This is a genomic window from Ktedonobacter sp. SOSP1-52 (assembly GCF_016587395.1).
Map to the genome: position 1 here is coordinate 918,914 of NZ_BNJH01000004.1, position 18,963 is coordinate 937,876.

Annotated in this window: 14 protein-coding genes and 1 tRNA gene; 11 read left to right on the plus strand and 4 right to left on the minus strand. The window is 54.0% G+C overall.

What is annotated here, in order from left to right; genetic code table 11:
- Nucleotides 1-217 precede the first annotated feature (217 nt).
- The 3 genes from JMJ16_RS39100 to JMJ16_RS39110 all read left to right on the plus strand — a co-directional run bounded on the left by JMJ16_RS39100 (nt 218) and on the right by JMJ16_RS39110 (nt 2,740).
- Entirely contained in the window at nt 218-961 is a 744-nt protein-coding gene (locus tag JMJ16_RS39100) for a response regulator transcription factor (protein ID WP_201390306.1), read from the plus strand.
- Nucleotides 962-1,014: 53 nt separating this feature from the next.
- Entirely contained in the window at nt 1,015-2,502 is a 1,488-nt protein-coding gene (locus JMJ16_RS39105; protein ID WP_201390307.1) for a cell wall metabolism sensor histidine kinase WalK, read from the plus strand.
- Between the two features lie 163 nt (nt 2,503-2,665).
- Nucleotides 2,666-2,740, plus strand: a tRNA-Lys gene (locus JMJ16_RS39110).
- A gap of 48 nt (nt 2,741-2,788) precedes the next feature.
- Here JMJ16_RS39110 and JMJ16_RS39115 read toward each other — a convergent pair.
- Complete coding sequence (locus JMJ16_RS39115) at nt 2,789-3,697, minus strand: LLM class flavin-dependent oxidoreductase (protein ID WP_201390308.1); 909 nt, start codon at nt 3,695-3,697, stop codon at nt 2,789-2,791.
- A 437-nt stretch (nt 3,698-4,134) separates the two neighbouring features.
- Here JMJ16_RS39115 and JMJ16_RS39120 point away from each other — a divergent pair, with 437 nt between their 5' ends.
- The 5 genes from JMJ16_RS39120 to JMJ16_RS39140 all read left to right on the plus strand — a co-directional run bounded on the left by JMJ16_RS39120 (nt 4,135) and on the right by JMJ16_RS39140 (nt 11,612).
- The gene (locus JMJ16_RS39120) at nt 4,135-4,536 is read left to right on the plus strand and encodes a helix-turn-helix transcriptional regulator (protein ID WP_201370120.1); all 402 of its coding nucleotides are present in this window, start codon (nt 4,135-4,137) and stop codon (nt 4,534-4,536) included.
- 264 nt (nt 4,537-4,800) lie between these two features.
- The gene (locus JMJ16_RS39125) at nt 4,801-5,664 is read left to right on the plus strand and encodes a PHP domain-containing protein (RefSeq protein ID WP_201390309.1); all 864 of its coding nucleotides are present in this window, start codon (nt 4,801-4,803) and stop codon (nt 5,662-5,664) included.
- Between the two features lie 439 nt (nt 5,665-6,103).
- Nucleotides 6,104-6,865: a CDP-alcohol phosphatidyltransferase family protein gene (locus tag JMJ16_RS39130; protein ID WP_201370118.1), complete on the plus strand. Its 762-nt coding sequence runs from the start codon at nt 6,104-6,106 to the stop codon at nt 6,863-6,865.
- Nucleotides 6,866-7,397: 532 nt separating this feature from the next.
- Nucleotides 7,398-10,160: an NYN domain-containing protein gene (locus tag JMJ16_RS39135; protein ID WP_201390310.1), complete on the plus strand. Its 2,763-nt coding sequence runs from the start codon at nt 7,398-7,400 to the stop codon at nt 10,158-10,160.
- Nucleotides 10,161-10,514: 354 nt separating this feature from the next.
- The gene (locus tag JMJ16_RS39140; protein WP_201390311.1) at nt 10,515-11,612 is read left to right on the plus strand and encodes a BMP family protein; all 1,098 of its coding nucleotides are present in this window, start codon (nt 10,515-10,517) and stop codon (nt 11,610-11,612) included.
- A 344-nt stretch (nt 11,613-11,956) separates the two neighbouring features.
- On the opposite strand, the gene JMJ16_RS39145 is transcribed toward JMJ16_RS39140, so the two are convergent.
- The 3 genes from JMJ16_RS39145 to JMJ16_RS39155 form a co-directional block, all read right to left on the minus strand.
- A complete protein-coding gene (locus JMJ16_RS39145) occupies nt 11,957-12,736 on the minus strand; it encodes a gamma-glutamyl-gamma-aminobutyrate hydrolase family protein (RefSeq protein ID WP_201390312.1) in 780 nt (259 codons plus the stop codon).
- A 437-nt stretch (nt 12,737-13,173) separates the two neighbouring features.
- Nucleotides 13,174-13,656, minus strand: a complete 483-nt coding sequence (locus tag JMJ16_RS39150) for a septum formation initiator family protein (protein ID WP_201370115.1) — start codon at nt 13,654-13,656, stop codon at nt 13,174-13,176.
- Between the two features lie 293 nt (nt 13,657-13,949).
- Nucleotides 13,950-14,402 carry a hypothetical protein gene (locus JMJ16_RS39155; protein ID WP_201390314.1) on the minus strand — a complete coding sequence of 151 codons (453 nt, stop codon included), beginning with the start codon at nt 14,400-14,402 and terminating at the stop codon, nt 13,950-13,952.
- Between the two features lie 520 nt (nt 14,403-14,922).
- Here JMJ16_RS39155 and JMJ16_RS39160 point away from each other — a divergent pair.
- The 3 genes from JMJ16_RS39160 to JMJ16_RS39170 all read left to right on the plus strand — a co-directional run bounded on the left by JMJ16_RS39160 (nt 14,923) and on the right by JMJ16_RS39170 (nt 18,946).
- Nucleotides 14,923-15,447: a hypothetical protein gene (locus JMJ16_RS39160; protein WP_201390315.1), complete on the plus strand. Its 525-nt coding sequence runs from the start codon at nt 14,923-14,925 to the stop codon at nt 15,445-15,447.
- 528 nt (nt 15,448-15,975) lie between these two features.
- Nucleotides 15,976-17,244 (plus strand): transcription termination factor Rho, encoded by a 1,269-nt coding sequence (gene rho, locus JMJ16_RS39165; RefSeq protein ID WP_201381872.1) that lies wholly within the window; start codon nt 15,976-15,978, stop codon nt 17,242-17,244.
- Between the two features lie 211 nt (nt 17,245-17,455).
- A complete protein-coding gene (locus JMJ16_RS39170) occupies nt 17,456-18,946 on the plus strand; it encodes an aldehyde dehydrogenase family protein (RefSeq protein WP_201390316.1) in 1,491 nt (496 codons plus the stop codon).
- Nucleotides 18,947-18,963: the final 17 nt, after the last annotated feature.

The following is an 18,963-nucleotide window of genomic DNA, read 5'->3' on the forward strand; positions in this document are numbered from 1 at the left end:
AAGCGGAAAACGGAGAGGAAGTGGGGAGTGCAGAGGGGCTAACGCCCCTCTGCACTCCCCCGCCGCCGCAGGCGGCATGAATACCTTTCAAATGAAGTTTAACAGAGTAGTAGCAGTCAGTGCGTGGCTTAAAAAAGCTTTACATATTTCTTAAAGTTCTTTGATGTGCGTCTGCTATAGTAACACCATATTCTTCCAGGGAAACAGGTTGTAGAGAATGATGAAGATTCTCGTCATTGAAGATGAAGCAAATATTGCCCAGTTACTCCGCCTCTATCTTGAACAGGCGGGCTATGCCGTCGTTACTGCTAACGATGGCATAGCTGGTATTGAACTCCATGCACGCGAGAAGCCAGATCTAGTGATCCTAGACTTGATGCTGCCTATGCTCGATGGCATGGAGGTATGTCGGCGTATTCGTACCTGGGCCAATACGCCTATCCTGATGCTCACCGCACGCCAGGGCGAAGAGGACCGCATCGCAGGCCTGGATTCGGGCGCGGACGATTACCTGGTTAAGCCCTTTAGCCCCCGCGAGGTCATAAGCCGTGTCAAGGCCATCCTGCGCCGGGCAGGCCTCTATTCCAGTCCCGGTGTGGAGGGCGAGGGGCATCATACCGACGAGAAGAGTGCCTCAGGTGAAGAGCTGAGCTATGGTCCCCTATTGATTAATATACCCGCGCGACGCGTCACCGTCGGCCCACAGGCGCTCTCGCTGACCGTCAAAGAGTTTGACCTGCTGGCGCTCATGGCGAAGGCTCCAGACCGGGTGTTCACACGCGAGACGCTCCTCAACCAGGTTTGGGGCTATAGCTACCTGGGAGATGGGCGTACGGTCGATGTCCACATTGGCACGCTGCGCAAGAAGCTCGAGTCTACGAAACAGGTGCAACAGGTCATTCAGACGGTCTGGGGCGTGGGATATAAGTTTGTTCCTCCAGGCATGGAGTCGTCCTCTTGAGGAGCTAGGCCCACTCTGGCTGGGTATTTGGATGCAGGCAGGTAAGGTGAAGCATGAAGAGGCCTTTCGATATCACACAAGTTGGTCTACGCACCAAGCTTACGCTTAGTCTATTGCTTGTGACCATTGGCGCGATCCTGATTCTCTCCATCGTGATCTCGCTGGCGATCCAAAGTTTTTATCGCGAGGCCCAGCACGACAACCTCCGTCAGAAGGCCATCTATTTTGCTGGCTATTACGAGAATAAATACCGCCAGCAGGGCTATACCTGGGGCAATAAATATGGCACTCTGGTTTCTAGTGAGCCTGAGATTCAGAAAATTGTGGATGCCAGTGGGCAGGATATTGTATGTTTCCAGCCTTATGGCTTCGTTTCTTGTAAAGATCCTACGCTCGGTAACGCTCTGCACAAATCGCTGAACGGACAGGAGGATGATGGCTACTTAAACGTCTCCACTGCCAAGGGGTCCTTCCTGTCAATCTATATCAGTGTTCCCATGAGAATTAATGGACAGATCATTGGTGCCCTGTTTATCTCTGATCCCAAGGCCGACTCGGATGCCCTAATCAATCGCATCAATAGTTCAATCGAGTTGACGGCGCTGATTGTGGGCAGCCTGGTTCTGCTCTTTAGCCTCCTGCTCACGCGCAGCATGACGCGGCCCCTCAAATGGCTGACCCTCGCCGCGGAACAGATGAAGCAAGGGAAATATGCCCAGCGTGTGCCCGTCCCCGCGGCCCAGGATGAATTGGGGCTTTTGGCGCAGACCTTCAATGAAATGGCTGATACTATTGAATCCGATGTCAATGAATTGCGGCGCCAGGAGCAGGCGCGCCGGGAACTGCTTGCCAATATCGCCCATGACCTGGCCACCCCTCTGACAGCTATCCAGGGCTTTAGCGAGGCCCTGGCCGACGATATGATCCAGGATCCGGCTGCGCGCCAGGAGACTGCGCAACGTATTGGGCGAGAGGTACAGCGCTTGCGTCGTATGGTAGCAGATCTACAACAGATGACCTCCCTAGAGTCTGGTCGGACGAGGCTTGACCTGGCCCCACTCTCACTCCATGAGCTCATAGCGGAGACCTTAGCCGTTATTGAGCCAGAGTGTGAGCACGCGGGCATTGTCGTCCATAACGAAACACGGGACGATGTACCCCTGGTACAGGCCGATAGTGATCGCGTTACCCAGGTTTTGTTGAATTTATTGGATAACGCCCGCCGTCATACTCCAGTAGGGGGGACGATAACGGTTGGGGCGCACCCTGGAGAATCGGGGCAGTCTGTGGAGGTCTGGATCGAGGATACGGGTGTGGGCATTGACTCGGCAGACCTGCCGCACATCTTCGAGCGCTTCTATCGTGCCGACCGCTCGCGCACAGGTGCCACTGGTGGTAGCGGCCTGGGCCTCTCTATCGTGCGTGCGATCATCACCGCCCACGGGGGCAAGGTCTGGGCCAGGAGCACACCCGGCGAGGGAACACGTATCAGCTTCTCCCTCCCCATGGCCGAGAAAGCCCTCACGCCTGCTCTGACATAGTAGCGCAAAATCAGGGGTCAATTGGAAAAAAAGATCTGTATGGTTGGCTGGTGGGCTGCGCCCACCAGCCAACCATACAGATCTTTTTTTCCAATCATAAAAAATTCATTGGCAGAATGCTTGACTTCGTATATGACCTGTGGTAGTATTAATGGCGTCGCACGGGTGACTAGCTCAATGGCAGAGCATTCGACTCTTAATCGACAGGTTCAGGGTTCGACTCCCTGGTCACCCACCAGGAAACCCGCTTCTCACGAGAAGCGGGTTTTTTGTCGTTGCCGAGGCTTTACTGAGCTTGTAGCTTGCGGCAGTATTGCGCGGCCTGGGCCAACCGGGTGTATGCCTGGCTGGTATTCTCGCGCAGCGCGCAGATCAAATGAACCGCGCCCGCCTGCTGATAGTCGTACAGGGCCTGTCCAACCTCCTCAACCGTGCCCACAATAACGCGTTCACGATCAACTGCGGCTGGAACCTCTTCCCCTGCCGCCAGAATATGGACGGACACGCCAACGGTCACCCCTGGCTTGCCAGCCTCACGTCCCACCTTCTGGCGAGCCTCCTCAAGAGGTGCCAGGCGTGGAGCAAGGGCTGCCACAGGGCCCAGCCAGCAAGTATTCCAGAGATCAGCGTGACGCGCCGTAAGTTCCAGCATGCGCGGTCGCGAGGCACCAATCAAAATAGGCGGCCCACCGGCGCGAATATTTCCGGGCGCCATCTCGCACTCTTTGGCGCTGTAGTACTTACCCTCGAAATTGACCTTCCCCTCGCGTACCAGTGGAACAATGATGCTCAGTGCCTCCTCGAAGCGACCAGCCAGGTGGTCAAAAGGAAGGCCAAAGGCATCGAACTCAGGCTGATGCCAGCCTGCGCCCAGCCCCAGAATCAGGCGACCTTTGCTGACAGCATCAAGCGTCACAGCCATCTTCGCTAGCAACGCTGGATTACGAAAGGCAGTACATAGGACTAAAGTACCTAACTCGACACGCTTTGTCGCCTCGGCCAGGGCGCTCAAAAGTGTCCAACATTCCCAGATGCCACGCGTAGGTTCTCCCTGCGAGCGGAAGAGCAAATGATCATAGAACCAGATAGAATCCAGCCCCTCGTCTTCTGCCTGGAGCGCCAGGGCGCGGATCTCGTCGTACTCCACCTGTTGCCCTTCTCGCTCGGCGATAGGAAGTGCTACACCTATTTTCATGAAGATACTCCTTCTATCAGAATATATACTCATTCTAGCAGCAAGAGCAGCCATTGTGCGAACCCCAGAGTCCTAAAAAGGCATGACAAACGGGATCCAGGGGCAGGGAATGGGGGTGTGCCCCGCGTCCCCTCTCTCTAGCGGCAAACGGGGTCCAGGGCGGGAATGGGGGTGTGCCCCGCGTCCCCTCTCTAGCGGCAAACGGGGTCCAGGGGCAGCGCCCCTGGCGGGGATTGGGGTGTCCCCAACTTCTTTTTTCTCTTGCCGCCGCAGGCGGCAACCCAGGGCATAAAACAGAGAAGTCCCTTGTTGGTACATAAAGAAATGTTGATGGATACCTTGACATGTGGGAGAGAGATGGATAAAATATAAATAAAGCTTTATATGTTAAGGCTGGACCTCTCCTAGCCGATAATATAGTTTAGGAGGAGAGCTAGTTGGTTGTAAGTGTTGACGAAAGAGAAGCAACTTCTCTGGAGAGTGATAGGCAGTTTATGGAAGACTGGCGCGATCTAAAAATGATGACGAAAGCCCTGGGTGGCGTCGCTCGACTCACCATCGTCTATCACCTGGCCCGCCAGCCTGAGATTTCGGTGACCGACCTGACCGCAATGCTCAACATCAGTCAGCCATTGGTCTCATGGCATCTGCGTAAACTGCGTCGTGCGGGCCTGATTCAGACGCGCCGTACGGGTCGCCAGGTGTATTGTTCTTTAAATCACTCGCGTTTTCAGCAGTGTCTTGAGCGCCTGGGACGGTTAGTAGATCCCTCTCAGATTCTAGAGGTGCTTCCCGTAGGGAGTGCTCTCATCGAGGCCGACGCGAGCATGAATGACTAGATGCATTTAAAAAACTCTACGTTTCGACAACATCATACAGATATGCCACCCTTGCCTCGGCATAACGCGCGTTTCCCAGAGCTTTTTCCGAGGTTGAGTATGCGCAGAAGAGGAAATTTTTTTAACAAAATTTACCTGATATTACAAAAACTTTGCGCATTTTACCTTGTCTTAAGAGGGAAACTTAACGCATTCATGGTACTGTCTGTAGTGAAATAATCGGTACGTATGCACTTGTGATATGAAAGGTATAGAAGGAGCTACATGGTTACTCGTGATGGTTACAATGGCACTGGCAATGAGAACAAAGCACTTAATAGCAACACGATCGCTTCGCTTGGGACCGCAGAACTGGCGCGCCGCAAACAAATGACATTGCAGCAGGCTCAGGCCGCTGGCAAACATGGCAAAGCCGACGTCCACATGCATAGTACTTATAGCGATGGTAGCGCAACGATTGAGCAGATACTCCAACATGTCGAGCATAACACCGGTCTGGATGTCATCGCGATCACCGATCATGATGTGATTGAGGGGTCGTTGCGCGCACGTGACCTCTGGCGCGAGGGATCATACCGCTTCGACTTTATTGTTGGCGAAGAGGTAACCACGAAAGAGGGGCATCTGTTGGGCCTCTTTATCGAGAAGCGTATTCCCGCCGGTTTGAGCATGGAGCGGAGCATCGATCTGATTCACGAACAGGGTGGCCTGGCAATTATTGCGCACCCCCTGCATCGCTTCTTCCGCCATAGTTGTCAGCGTACCGTCATGGATCGCATCCACGCCGCGCAAGACGTCTGGTTCGACGGCGCGGAGACCTGGAACGCCAGCTTTTGTGGCATCTATGCCAATGGCGTCGCTATGAGCATCAATCGCCAGCGCTATGGCCTGCCGGAACTGGGCAATAGCGACGCGCACTCCTTGAGCGCCATCGCTAGTGGCGTCACCTGGTTTGAGGGCGAGAACGCGGCCGACCTGCGCACGATGATCCTGGCGGGTCAGACGGCCCCTGGCGGCAAGCTCTGGAATGTAGGGGCGTACGCGCAATGGGTACGCTACCTGATGAGCAAGCAAGGGCGCGAGGCCCGTCGCGAACGAATCAATACCGATATCGCGCAAATCGCCTAAACAAAATAGTAGCCGCGTACGCCAGTAGCGGGCTCCTGGAGCCCGCTACTGGCGTACGCGGCTACTAGGGAGCTACGCCCTGGTGCTGCTCACAAGTTTCTGCTATAATAGGCCACTTATTGACTGTTGCTATAGAACTGCCCTTCCTACAGAGGGGCAAACTTTTCTCCTAAGACTTTTTGGTGGTTAAGCAAGATGCAAAGGAGCGACTTTCTTCCCTCTATGCACCTGGTCGAGACGAGGAAGCGCGGAACCGGTCCACCATGGCTGCTAGCCAGGTTCTCCCCAACCATGCTGCATAGGAAATTTGTCTGCTTGACAACCATTTTTTAGAGAAAGCCCATCTTCTACCAAAAAGAGCTAGTCCCATCGGGGCGAAGTATGATACAATAGATATATGTTTAGTAGGCGCATACAGCAACGAGCCAGGCAACTGGTAATGTACATCGTACAACCCCTGGCTCGCTCGGGTGTTACCCCCAATATGTTGACCGGCATTGGACTGGTGCTGAGTATTCTTACCGCAGTAGTCATTGCGCAGGGATCACTGGTACTTGGGGGATGGCTGGTGCTGTTTGCGGGCATTTTTGACATGTTTGACGGGGCAATGGCCCGCGTCCAAAATGCCGCGACCACCTTTGGCGCTTTTCTCGATTCGACCATCGACCGCTATTCAGAGAGTATCATTCTCCTGGGATTGCTCATCTATGCGTTACAGCATCCCAATGTACATGACGTAGTCTGGCCTGCTCCCTTTGAGCAAGGCTGGATGGTGACTCTGATTTTTGTTTCTGTTGTCGGATCGCTGATGGTCAGTTACACAAAAGCGCGCGCTGAAGGCCTGGGTATCGAGTGCAAGGTCGGACTTCTGGCTCGCCCGGAACGTGTCATCCTACTGGCTTTAGGTCTTATTACTGGTACTGGTATCTGGGCGCTGGCCCTGCTCGCGGTACTCTCAAACGTAACCGCTATAGAGCGGATGCTCGCGGTCTGGCTGTCTGTTCGCCGGTCCGCACATGCTCAGGTCGCGCAATCGTCCCGACAGCAATCTCATGAGCAACACGATACCAGTAAACCCGAACAGCGTCATTCGATACCTTATACAACCTTGAACACGGGGACGGACAAAAACGTTCAATCGAACCCTCGTCCCTTGCCCTCGAGTGTTTCGCCTCTCAATGAGGGCATAAAACACGAATGATTCTAACGGCATAGACTTTGCGAGATCGGATTAGAGTACAGAGAACACATGCGTGTATAACACGAGGCTGTGTACACTTATGGTGAAGGCCTGCGTGCTTTGTTCGTAAACATCATTCCATAGGGCAGGACTGCTAAGAGTTGATGGAGGGCGGAGACTTGACTACGATGATTCATCAGAAAAGATCTTCACTTCGCCCTGGTACCTTCTTATGAGAAAACCAACTCCCCATGCGAGGGGAACAGCGCCACTCGCGTGACTAGCGCTCACACGCTCAGGTTTTCAAATAGGTAGTATATTCGCTTACGCACAATCGCATAAATGCTGATGACGCACCAGGTAGGTCGTGAAACTGCATCTGATTGAGATACTTCTAGAGGCCTTTGTTGATAAGCATCTGCCTCAGGGCTGATAGGCTTATCTGGCCTTCCCAATAGAAGCCATCGTGCAGTGTTTCGCCCACATCCCTCGGTCGTGCTTCCTATGATGATTCCCTGTGCTCTGTCCGTAGTGACTGAGACTGGAGATCTTAGTGACAACAAAACATTCTCATTCTGATGATCACAATGACGTTGATGCGAACATTGTAGAGCATCCGTCAGACCCCAACTCAACGGTTGAGTCGACCGCATCTGAAACCGCCACTTCTTCTGAGTCCGAGGCTGTGACAGGTTCCTCCTTTCCTGTCGTTGCTGACACTGTTTCTCAGGAGCAGCATGTTGAGGAGGAGGCTCAGCAGCAGGCTGAAGAGCCTACAACTCCAGTAGCATCTTCCTCCACTGATACTGAGGCATCTTTGCCCACGTCAAGTGAGGTTTCTGCATCTGCACCATCCCCTGAGCTGAGCACCGCCTCGTCCGCACACGAGCAGGAAGAGGCTGCACCCGTTGCCGAGAAGGCCGAAAGCGTTGCCGATGCCTCTCAGAAGGAGCTATCGACACTCTCAGAGACGGACACAAATCGCGCCGAGGTAACGCAACCAGCTGATGCGGAGATCCCCGCTCAAGAGGAGACGGTCGAAGCCCCGCGTGCGAAAGAAGAGCAGGTGCAGGAGGCACCCACGACGCCTGAGCAGGAGCTGCTGCCTGTAGTAGGCTCCAGCGAGGCCGAGACGCCTGAGTCTCAGCCCCCGACGGTGATTGAAGTAGATGTCCAGGCCATCGAGGAGAAATTGTCTCCATTTGGTCAGGAAAGCTTTGCCTCGCTACATCCGTCAAAGGAAGACGAGGTTCGTTCCTTTACCTCTTTCATTGAAGAATTTCGCCAGGCCGAGGCCCAGGCGCGCTTTGATGCCTCGCTGCGTGAGTCTCAGCTAGAGGCCTTCGCGCTGCTTTCACCCCTGGCTCAGCGCCATGTGGAGCGTACGCAGACTGGGCAGGAGCAGGAAGAGAGCCAGGATATGGTGGCAGGAGAAGAGGCGACTAGCTCTACTCCCGTTGCCGAGCCTGAGCGTTTGGACGAGACGATTTCTAGCCCTGCTGACACGCAGGAGACAGTGCCTGAGCGCACGACGGAAGAGGTACCTACAAGCATGAGCGAGAGCGAAGAGAAGAAAAATGTGGAGTCGGAGAAGAGCGAAGAGGAGGGCGCCGCTCAGCCAGTAAAAGAGCGAGCGGTCTCACCTCTCTTGCGCCCGGCCTCGCGTATTCGCTTCCCTCGTCATAGTGCCCGTCACCTGCGCGAGGAGCGCGAAAAGGAGAAAGCCACCTCAAATGAGGCTGAGGCTCCGGTCCAGCCTGAAGCTGAGGCCCAGCCCGAAGCTGCGCCCGCGCCTGCTGAGAGCACACCGCCACGTCCCGCGCGTCGTTATCGCTTCGACCGTCCCTCTGCCTCAAAAGCAGCAGCGGCTAAGCCGGCGCCTGCCACCAGTGGCGCGCCCAGTGCCCTCAACGGGACGACCCCTTCAGCTCCAGCCATGCGTGCCGAAGAGCCTAAAGAAACCAAAGAGACCAAAGAGACCCCGGAGATCCGCGCAGTTGAAGCCGAAGCCCAGCCAGAAGTGGCGCCGAAAGCTGCGGAGACCGCAGCGGGTCGCGAAGGACAGACAAGCAAGAAAGCTAATCAGGATTCTACTGCCTCCGAAACAGCGACGCCACCCGTCAAAGAGAATGGGCGTCGTCGGGGACATGAGCGCCAGAAAGAAGTGATAAGCACTATGGCAACATCCCCTGTAGCGCCAAACTCGGATAATACACCAACATATACAACCCTGGCGGCGGCCGTCGAGGAGATCGCGCCTGAAGATCTGCCACCCCTGGAATATTCTGAATTGCAGAAGGCGGCATCTTCACGTCGTCGTCGTCGCCATCGTCCTACGACAGGTAGCACAAGCGCGCCGGTTACTCCGACGCCTTCAGAGCCAACACCCGCACCAGCGCTAGCGCAGCCAACCGCACCCGCGCGTGGACAGAGCAATGAACTCGCGACACCAATGAGTTCATTGCCTCAGTCTCCTTCAGGGATGGCATATTCCATCGTGTCGGGCTACACGATCAACCAGATGAATCATGGCGGCGATCTGCCCGGCCCATTTATGGGACCTGATCCCTCGCCCGCGCGTGGCAGTGTCGTGAGCCGCGATGGAGGACGCACTATTGCCCGTGCCGAGGTTCAGCGCACGCCTTCCTACCCGGTCTCAACGCCTGGCTCGGGTCGTGGCCAGGAGGGTATGCCCAGCGCCGCCGCGTTTAATCACTTTACCAACTCGATAGTGCAGGCCTTGCAGTTGCAGTCAGACCGCCTGGTGACAGAGATGCGCCGTCAAGCGCAGGCTCCCACCAATGTCTCGGTCACCCTGCCTCCTTTCCCCTCGACCGAGCGCGTAGGCGTCTTCGTCGACGTGGCTAACCTGCTCTACTCAGCGCGTACCCTGCGCATGTCGGTTGACTTTGGCAAGCTGCTGGACTTCCTGCGCGGTAATCGCCGCCTGGTGCGTGCACAGGCCTATTGTCCCACCAGCCCCCAGGCCGGTGATGAGCAGATGTTCTTGCAGGCCGTGAAGGGTCTCGGCTATCGCATTACCACTAAGAACTACAAGACCTTCTCCAGCGGTGCGAAAAAGGCCGACCTGGACCTCGATCTGTGTATGGATGTCGTACGCCTGGTTGAGGGGCGCGCGGTCGACTGCATTGTGCTGGTTAGTGGTGACAGTGACTTTATGCCTATGCTTGACTACTGCTCCGATCATGGTGTGCGCGTTGAAGTGGCGGCCTTTGACGAGGCGATGTCTGCCACCCTGCGCCAGAGTTGCGATCTCTTCGTCAATCTCTCATTGCTCGAAGAAATTCGCTCGTAGTAATCCCAGAGAAAATATGTTAAAATGGCAGCGGTTTTTAACCCTGCCATTTTTTCGTGCTGATTCAGGATGCATTTTTTTGCTTCACAGCAATAAGAATGCTATACTACGAAACTGGCAGGCAGTAAAAAGCTTTCACACTCTCCCTGAGAGCGTGCGTGGAAATAAGCAGGGGGAGAGATGTCCTGTTAAGGGTCATTTTTTACCCTTCAAAATCTGAGGAATACCAGTTCTATATCAGTGGATCTATATGTGACGATTTTGTGATCGTACAAGCCACCTGTGATAACTGGTTGCTATGTTCACATTTTTTTATATATTTCTCTATCTATAGAGGAGAAAGGACCCTATCGAATGCGTCGCCCGTATTTGCGTGGTAAGTATGGCTGGTTCATCCAGATTACTCTGCTGCTCTCGCTCGTGGCCATAGTGCTCTCTGCTTGTGGTGGTAGCTCAAATGGTGGTAACAATTCTAATAGTGGTAACGCCGCTGCCCCCATCAAGGTCTCCCTGGTAACCGACATCGGCGGCCTGAACGACAATGGTTTTAACCACCTCTCATATGTTGGTTATACCAAAGCCAGGAAAGAGTTGAACTTCGACGAGCGCGTCATCCAGTCGACATCACAGAACGACTATGTCTCAAACCTGACCCAGGCTGCCCAGGCTGCTGACCTCGTCTTCGCCGTTGGCTTCCTGATGCAGACCCCTATCTACCAGGTTGCTAAGCAGTTCCCCAACAAAAAGTTCGCCATCATTGATGGCTGTGCCACGGCTCCAGGTCAGTCTGACTGCACCACCCTGCCAAACGTTGCGCCGCTCTTCTTCAAAGAGCAGGAGGCGGGTTGTCTCGTAGGTGCGATGGCGGGCCAGATGGAGCTTGATGGCAAGAGCAAGCTGCCAAAGCTCTCCGGTTCAAATGTCATTAGCGCGGTTGGTGGCCAGGCGATCCCCCCCGTGAACCACTACATCGCGGGCTACAAGTACTGCGCGCAGAAGGTCGATCCCAAGGTCAAAGTTGTGGTTGGCTTCTCCCAGGATTTCGCCAACGTCGCCAAGTGTAAAGACATGGCCCTGACCCAGATCGACCAGCAGAAGTCGGACATCGTCTTCCAGGTCGCTGGTGGTTGTGGTATCGGCGCACTGGACGCTGCCAACCAGAAGGGCGTGTATGGTATTGGTGTCGACGCCGACCAGGGTTACCTGCACAGCGATGTCATCACCAGCGCTCTCAAGCGCGTTGATACCGCTGTCTACAGCACGATTGTCAACTTCTCGAAGAACCAGTACACCAACACTCCTCCCGTCTTCGACCTGAAGCAGGATGGTGTTGGGTATGCGACGCCTTCGAGCGATGTTCCTGCCGACGCCAAGGCCAAGGCCGACGAGTTCGCGCAGATGATCAAGAGCGGCACGCTGACGCCGCCTGCTGACATTCCTGCGGACAAATAAATACGATCAAACGCAAAAGTCGAAAGCGGTTACTCTACTCTGGGTGGCCGCTTTCGACTTTTTAGTGTCTACCTATCCGAAATCCTGAGCACGAAGTGCTAGTCGCGAGAGCGGCGTTGGATTTCGGAATAAGAACCAAGTATGACAACATTGGCATAGGTTTGTTTATTATCAATTTTACTGTAGGCCTTATCAGAAAACCTGAGCGCGGAGCGCTAGCCACGAGAGTGGCGTTGGTTTTCGCATAAGAGGTAGGCTCAGGTAAACGTGTGTGCGAGTGAAGATAAAGAAGGGCGTAATCCCTGACTTCAGACGTACAGGCGTCTCTCATGGGTCAAAAATCCTTAGGCCGTCCTGGCACTAACCTCGAGTACTGTATCCATGGCATGAAGTTGCTTGACTACAGGCTGAGAGCATTCCTCAATAAAGGCTCCAAAGAGATTTTTCCATGCTGGCTCATCATTCCAGATTTCTTCGGGATGACACTGGGCCGCGAGCATAAAGCGATGATCAGGTATCTCCAATAACTCCGCCACTCCATCCTCTGCTCGTCCACTGATGATGACCCCGGAACCAGGTTCTTTCACCGCCTGGTGATGTAGGCTATTGACGCCCAGATCGTACTTGCCCAGGATAGCAGCCATGCGGCTCTCCTCCTGAACGTTGATGCGGTGGACGATCTGATTGCGCGGTAACTCCCAGTTAGGATGCTTCAAGCTCTGGGGATACTGTGCCTCCAGATCCTGGTAGAGGCTGCCACCCAGGGCCACATTCAACATCTGCATACCACGGCAAATACCGATTGTGGGAAGATTCTCCCGCACAACCCAGCGAACCAGTTCCAGCTCCAAATCATCGAGCTGCGGGTTGGTTTTTCCCAGCATAGGATGTGGCTCTTCATTATAGTGACGTGGATGCAGGTCGATTCCACCTGAGAGTAACAAGCCATCAAGGCGAGGCAGAAGCGTCTGGAGGCCAGCGAGATCGTCAAGAATAGGGATGAGAATAGGGACGCCACCCGCTGCTTCCACTGCCCGTATGTATGCTATGTTGTTGTAGAATATGGGCCGATCCGACTCAGCCCCCACGCCTGCATGGCAAGGTATACCGATTAATGGACGCATTACCAGTTACTGCCTTTCTAAATGTGTTCAAACTCGTTCACATTGATGATTGCGGTGAAAACATCCGCAAGAAAGATCTTCTTATCCGAAATCCTGAGCGCGCTTGTCCCCGAATGGGGGTTGGATTTCGGAATAAAATCATAATAAAAAAAGCGAAACACCAAACTTGCGTTTGTGCGTTTCGCTAGCGGGTAGCTGCTACTTCCTCATTCCACGAAACGCAATGTTCTTACTACAAACCTTGTAAGCTCCAGCCAATGCTGGAGCTGAATAATCATAAGGGTAATTTTTGCCGCAAGAACACGCTGTTGCTTCATCTGTTGTTACCTGACGTTTAAGCTTGTTATGACATTTCTATACAGATGTTATACATTTATCATACAAGTAATGTCAAGAATTGGACGCTTACAAGAGGACCTTTGGCTTATCGAGATGGCTTAGCCATTGCCAAAGAGGGCCTGCAACCACTCCAGCCAGTAGCCTGAGTCACTCTTCGTGGTCCTGGTGGATGCTGTCCTGGTTGTGGTTGTCGTATCAGCTTGTACGACCACAACAGGCTTCTCGCCTGGACGTACATAGCCTAACTGCTGCCTGGCTTCGCTTTCGATTACGGCTGGATCTTTATACTTGTTTACGTCTTTTTTGAGCTGGTCATTGCGCTGTTGCAGGGACTGTAAGCGCAGTTGCTCGCTCTGTACCGTCCTCGTCAACTGGCTATTGGACCAGGCCTGAGCCAGGGTTCCTAGCAGAAGCACCGCGCAGATTAGCCCCGTAATCCACATCAGCGTTTGCTTGAAGAGAGACTGCCTCCTGGCCCGCTGGTGACCGAAGGTCTCCTCCAGACCTATGGCGGAGGTCACATGACCGTAACTCTCCTCGGGGCGTGCAGGAAATTGTGGCTTCCTTGATCGTCGCTGCACAATCGCTCCTCTCAATCGGCGAGACGCCGCGTAACTACCTGCGCCCTTGCCTTTAGTACTTAATACGAAATAAACGCGCTAGAAGTAGCATTTTTGTGTTTTTCTGGTTGGGAATGTGGTGCATCTGGCTGGCCTCGCCAGCCAGATGCACCACATTCCCAACCAGAAAAACACACCTGTATACTACAACGTCTCACGGACCGAAAGTATTTCCAGAAGCGAGAGAAGGAGGAGGGAAAAAGCGCTATCCCTATTCTATGGCAGGAGGGCAGGTTTCCCCTGCACACCGGCGACTAGCGTGTCGTGAGGAGGAGGAGACCCAGGAGATCGAAGCCAAGCAGCACACACAGGAGTCCGAAGCCGATGAGCAAGGCATAGCTCTTCGCGCTTAGTGTTCCCAGGGTGGAGAGTAACTTCTGCAACTCGGATGGCACCATCTGTTTCGGTGCCAGCGGCCCGGTGTGGGGCAATGGGTGAGAAGAAGGCAACTCCTCAAGCAAGGCGCTGATGCGGCGCATTTCTCCAGAGTTGATGCGTTCTTCCAGCGCTTCCTCAAATGAGCTGTGAAGCTCTTCTTCACTCAATTTGTCGGTTGTAGGGGAAACCCTGGTGGCAGGTACTGGCGCGATCGCAACCATAGGCGCGGTCTCATATCTCTTGTATGCTGCCTCTGATGTGGCCGGAATTTCTTGAGACCACAGAGGCATTTCAATGGCTTCGATTGTGCTGCTCAATGTACAGGACATTGTGTCTCCTCCTTATTCCTACTACACATCTATTCTCTATACGAGTAGAAGTATCGGAAATATGACGAAAAACTTGCCAATATTGGCCAGATTTGGCGCACTTTTTGCAGCTTTAAGTGGAATCTAATTTTCTACAATCTGCCTTTAAGCTTTTGGCCCAAGGATTCTTAGGGTGAAGACCACGCCCTTTTCTCTGGTTGTCCTTACTCTCCCCTTGCCCATCCGCACACTTCGAAATTCCCCCACTTTCCCTTAAGACTAAAGTCATGCTGAGCTCTTGTTAGACATGATGTTCTCAGCGTCTGCGACGCTTCGCAGGGGTATAGGATGTGTGGTGGAGATGGGTCAGCGAAGCCGACCCATCTCCACCACACATCCTATACCCCTGCGAGCCACGTAGTGGCGAGAAGTCCTGATAGGTTACCTCTTACAGATATAAAAACTTATGTTCACGATTAGAGCAGTGCTGCTATACTAGTCTTAAAGTACCTATTGTGTTACCATCATAAGGAGTCCACAAATGCTCTTAATGACCGCAGAGTCTCCTGTCATAAATTCTATAAATGATGCAAGTGTGTTTTCTCCTGAGCGAGATATAAATGTGTACCTTGAGCACATCTGGAAAAGTTATTTTGCTGATATTCAACCTGTCAACGAGGTTTGTATTGCCTACTGTTATCCCTGGAAGACGCGCCTGGGAGTGATTCGCATGACGTTAGATGAGAACACATCCTTCATTGGCATTAACTCCTTGCTCCAGGTTGCGCAAGTGCCAGAATGTGTGCTAATCACGACAATTGCGCATGAACTGGTGCACTATGTGCACGGCTTCGGCTCTCCACGTCCGCGCCTATATCAGCATCCTCATGCTAATAGTGTTGTTGATAAAGAGCTAGAGCAGCGCTCGCTGGGTGAACAGCTATACCTTTGTAATGAGTGGGTTGACAAAGAGTGGTATCCCTTTTATGATAAGCAACAGAAAGCTGGCTGGGTGAGCTGGCTGAGTGCGCGGTATTCTGCGCGTCGTGGTCGTAGGTCGCGCTAGTCCTCTGTGAGTGTAGCTGCTGTTGATATCCTTTCTCCCTTCTCTCTTCTACACTCCTGATCCTGGCAATCAGCCTTGATCACTGCTCCAGTGGATGTGAAGGTAGATATGTACTCCAGCTCTTGACATCTCTTTATACCATATGATATATTCATGCTAGCTCCAAAGATGTGTGCCACGCCACCATTGGTGAACAACCAGGTCCAAGCAAATTCCAGGCACACAAATTCAAATGCAAATTCCAAGTGCAAATTCCAAAATTTTACACGCCAACGATGGCTATGTGTTGAGAAGTCGTACATGCTCTTTGGACCATTAGCTGGCACCTCTTACTTCATCAAAGCTACCCGATGCCACAACCACGCTTTACAGGGGAGGTCTGCTCTTCCCGCATGATTGTACTTTCATTAAAAGCTTTGTTTCCATTAAAAGCTTTGTTTCTTTCCCACCAATTTCATCTAGGTTCAACCCAGAAAGGAGAAGGGGCGCTTTCCTCAAGCAATTGAATGCTTCGCCGCCCTACATACCGTGAACATTGCAGAGTTAGAAGTTAAAACGCTGCCGGAGTTACGTGATATCGCTCGCGACCTCGAACTCTCCGGCTACAGCACCCTCAAGAAACAAGACCTCGTTTTCCGACTCCTCCAGGCCAACACTGAACAGCAAGGCAACATTTTTAGCGCAGGGGTATTGGAGATCGTTGAAGATGGCTTTGGCTTCCTCCGTCAAGAGCGCTTCTTGCCCGGAAATATGGATGTCTATGTCTCGCAATCGCAGATTCGCCGCTTTGGCCTGCGTACCGGTGACATGGTGTCAGGCCAGGTTCGCCCACCCAAGGATAACGAGAAGTATTATGGCCTGTTGCGCGTCGAGGCGATCAACGGTGTCGATCCGGAAGTCGCTAAACGGCGACCCCACTTCGAGGTTCTGACGCCGATCTCCCCACGAGAGATGTTCAACCTCGAGACGGGTGCCTCCAACATCTCCGGACGCATTATTAACCTTGTCTCCCCCATCGGTCGTGGACAGCGCGGCCTGATCGTCTCCCCTCCTAAAGCCGGTAAAACCATGCTCCTCAAGTCCATCGCCAATTCCATCACCGCGAACTATGACGATGTGCATTTGATGATCGCCCTGATTGGTGAGCGCCCTGAGGAAGTCACGGATATGAAGCGTTCCGTGAAGGCCGAGGTCATTAGCTCAACTTTCGACGAGCCAACAGAGGCGCATACACGCGTGGCTGAGATGGTGCTCGAACGGGCCAAGCGCCTGGTGGAAGGTGGACGCGATGTCGTCGTTCTGCTCGATAGTATCACGCGTCTGAGTCGCGCCTATAACCTGGCTGTGCAGCCAAGTGGGCGTACCCTCTCCGGTGGTCTCGATCCCAGCGCGCTCTTCCCCCCCAAGCGCTTCTTCGGTGCCGCCCGTAAGATTGAAGAGGGTGGTAGCCTGACCATTATTGGTACCTGCCTGGTTGATACAGGCAGCCGTATGGACGATGTGATCTACGAAGAGTTCAAAGGTACCGGCAATATGGAGCTCGTCCTGAATCGTAAACTTGCCGAACGCCGCATCTTCCCCGCCATCGACATCTCCCTCTCCAGCACTCGCCGCGAAGAACTCCTGCTCGACGAGAAGACACTACGCGCCGTTGTGGTCATGCGCCGCATGTTCGCGACCCTGTCCGATCAGCAAGGCCGCACGGGTCTGGAGGCCATGGAGGCTCTCTTGCAGCATATGTCGAAGACAGGCAACAACATGGAGTTCCTGGCGACCCTCAAAGGGAGCATCTCGTAACAGTCGTTTGACTGCTTCACAATCGCATATTCCCTGATATATACAGCGCATCACCTCGCTCTTGCGCCTGACTGGTGGTTTGGCATAGCATACTAAATGCTAGTAGAACCACAACGAGCAGGATACCAGCTAGCAGAACTGGCCTTCTCTCGTCTCATCGCTTGAGCGGTCCAGATGGTGGAGCGCTGTATTTTTTGTCAGGAGGTATTGCATGACGACTACTGTGCAGACATTTCAAAACTTCATTGGTGGCAAGTGGCAGGCCGCGCGTGAGGGAAGAACCTTTGCCAACTATAATCCTGCCACGGGCGAAGTACTCGGTTATTTCCCGCTCTCGTCCACGGCCGACGTAGATGCGGCTGTCGCCTCGGCCCGCCAGGCCTTTGAGAGCTGGCGTCTCGTTCCCGCGCCCAAGCGCGGCCAGATTCTCTTTCGTGTTGGCGAGCTGCTTTCGCGCCACAAAGAGGAATTGGCGCGTATCATGACGCGCGAGATGGGGAAGGTACTCAAAGAGACACGCGGCGATGTGCAAGAAGGCATAGACATGGCCTACTACATGGCCGGTGAGGGCCGCCGCCTCTTTGGCTATACCGTGCCCGTGGAGCTACCCAATAAGAGTGGTATGGCTCTGCGCGATCCCGTGGGGGTTGTGGCCTGCATCACGCCCTGGAACTTTCCCATTGCCATCCCGACCTGGAAGATGTTTCCGGCGCTGGTTGCCGGCAATACCATTGTCCTTAAACCCGCCTCGGATACACCACAGAGTGCCTTGCGTCTGGTCGAGATCCTTCAGGAAGCTGGTCTGCCTGAGGGCGTAGTCAATCTCGTGTGTGGCTCTGGTCAGGAGGTAGGCGAGGCCCTGATTCACCATCCCGCCGTAGCGGTCATTTCCTTTACCGGTTCGACTGAATCGGGGCGCCATGTAGCGGTCGAGGCGGCGCAATCGCTGAAACGCGTCTCGCTGGAGATGGGTGGCAAAAACGCCGTTATTGTTCTCGATGATGCCGACCTGGAACTAGCGGTGGAGGGCATTCTCTGGAGTGCCTATGGTACCACGGGCCAGCGCTGTACCGCCTGTAGCCGCCTGATCGTACAGCGTGGCGTGCATGACCACTTGCTAGAGAAGTTGCTGCCGCGTATTGAGCAACTGCGCCTGGGTGATGGTTTGGATGAGCAGGTAGATGTCGGGCCGGTGATCAATGCCAGCCAGCTTGAGAAGATTCATGCCTATGTCGAGATTGGCCAGGGCGAGGGAGCGACCCTGGTAACAGGTGGAGCGTGTGCTGAAGGCGAAGGACTGACTTCCGGGAATTTCTATCGCCCGACGCTCTTTAAAGACGTGCGCCCGGAGATGCGCATCGCCCAGGAGGAGATCTTTGGTCCGGTGCTCTCCGTGATCGCAGTCGACACCTTTGACGAGGCCATCAAGGTCAACAACCAGACGCCCTTTGGTCTCTCCAGCGCGATTTATACCCAGAACATCAACAACGCCCAGCGAGCCATGCGCGATCTGACCACGGGTATCCTCTATATCAATTCCGGCACCACGGGAGCGGAGATCCAGCTCCCCTTCGGAGGCACCCGTGGCACCGGCAATGGTCACCGCGAGGCGGGCATTGCTGGCCTTGATGTCTTCACCGAGTGGAAGGTGGTCTACACCGACTACAGCGGCAAACTCCAGAAAGCCCAGATAGACAGTTAGAATAGAACCGAAGAGAG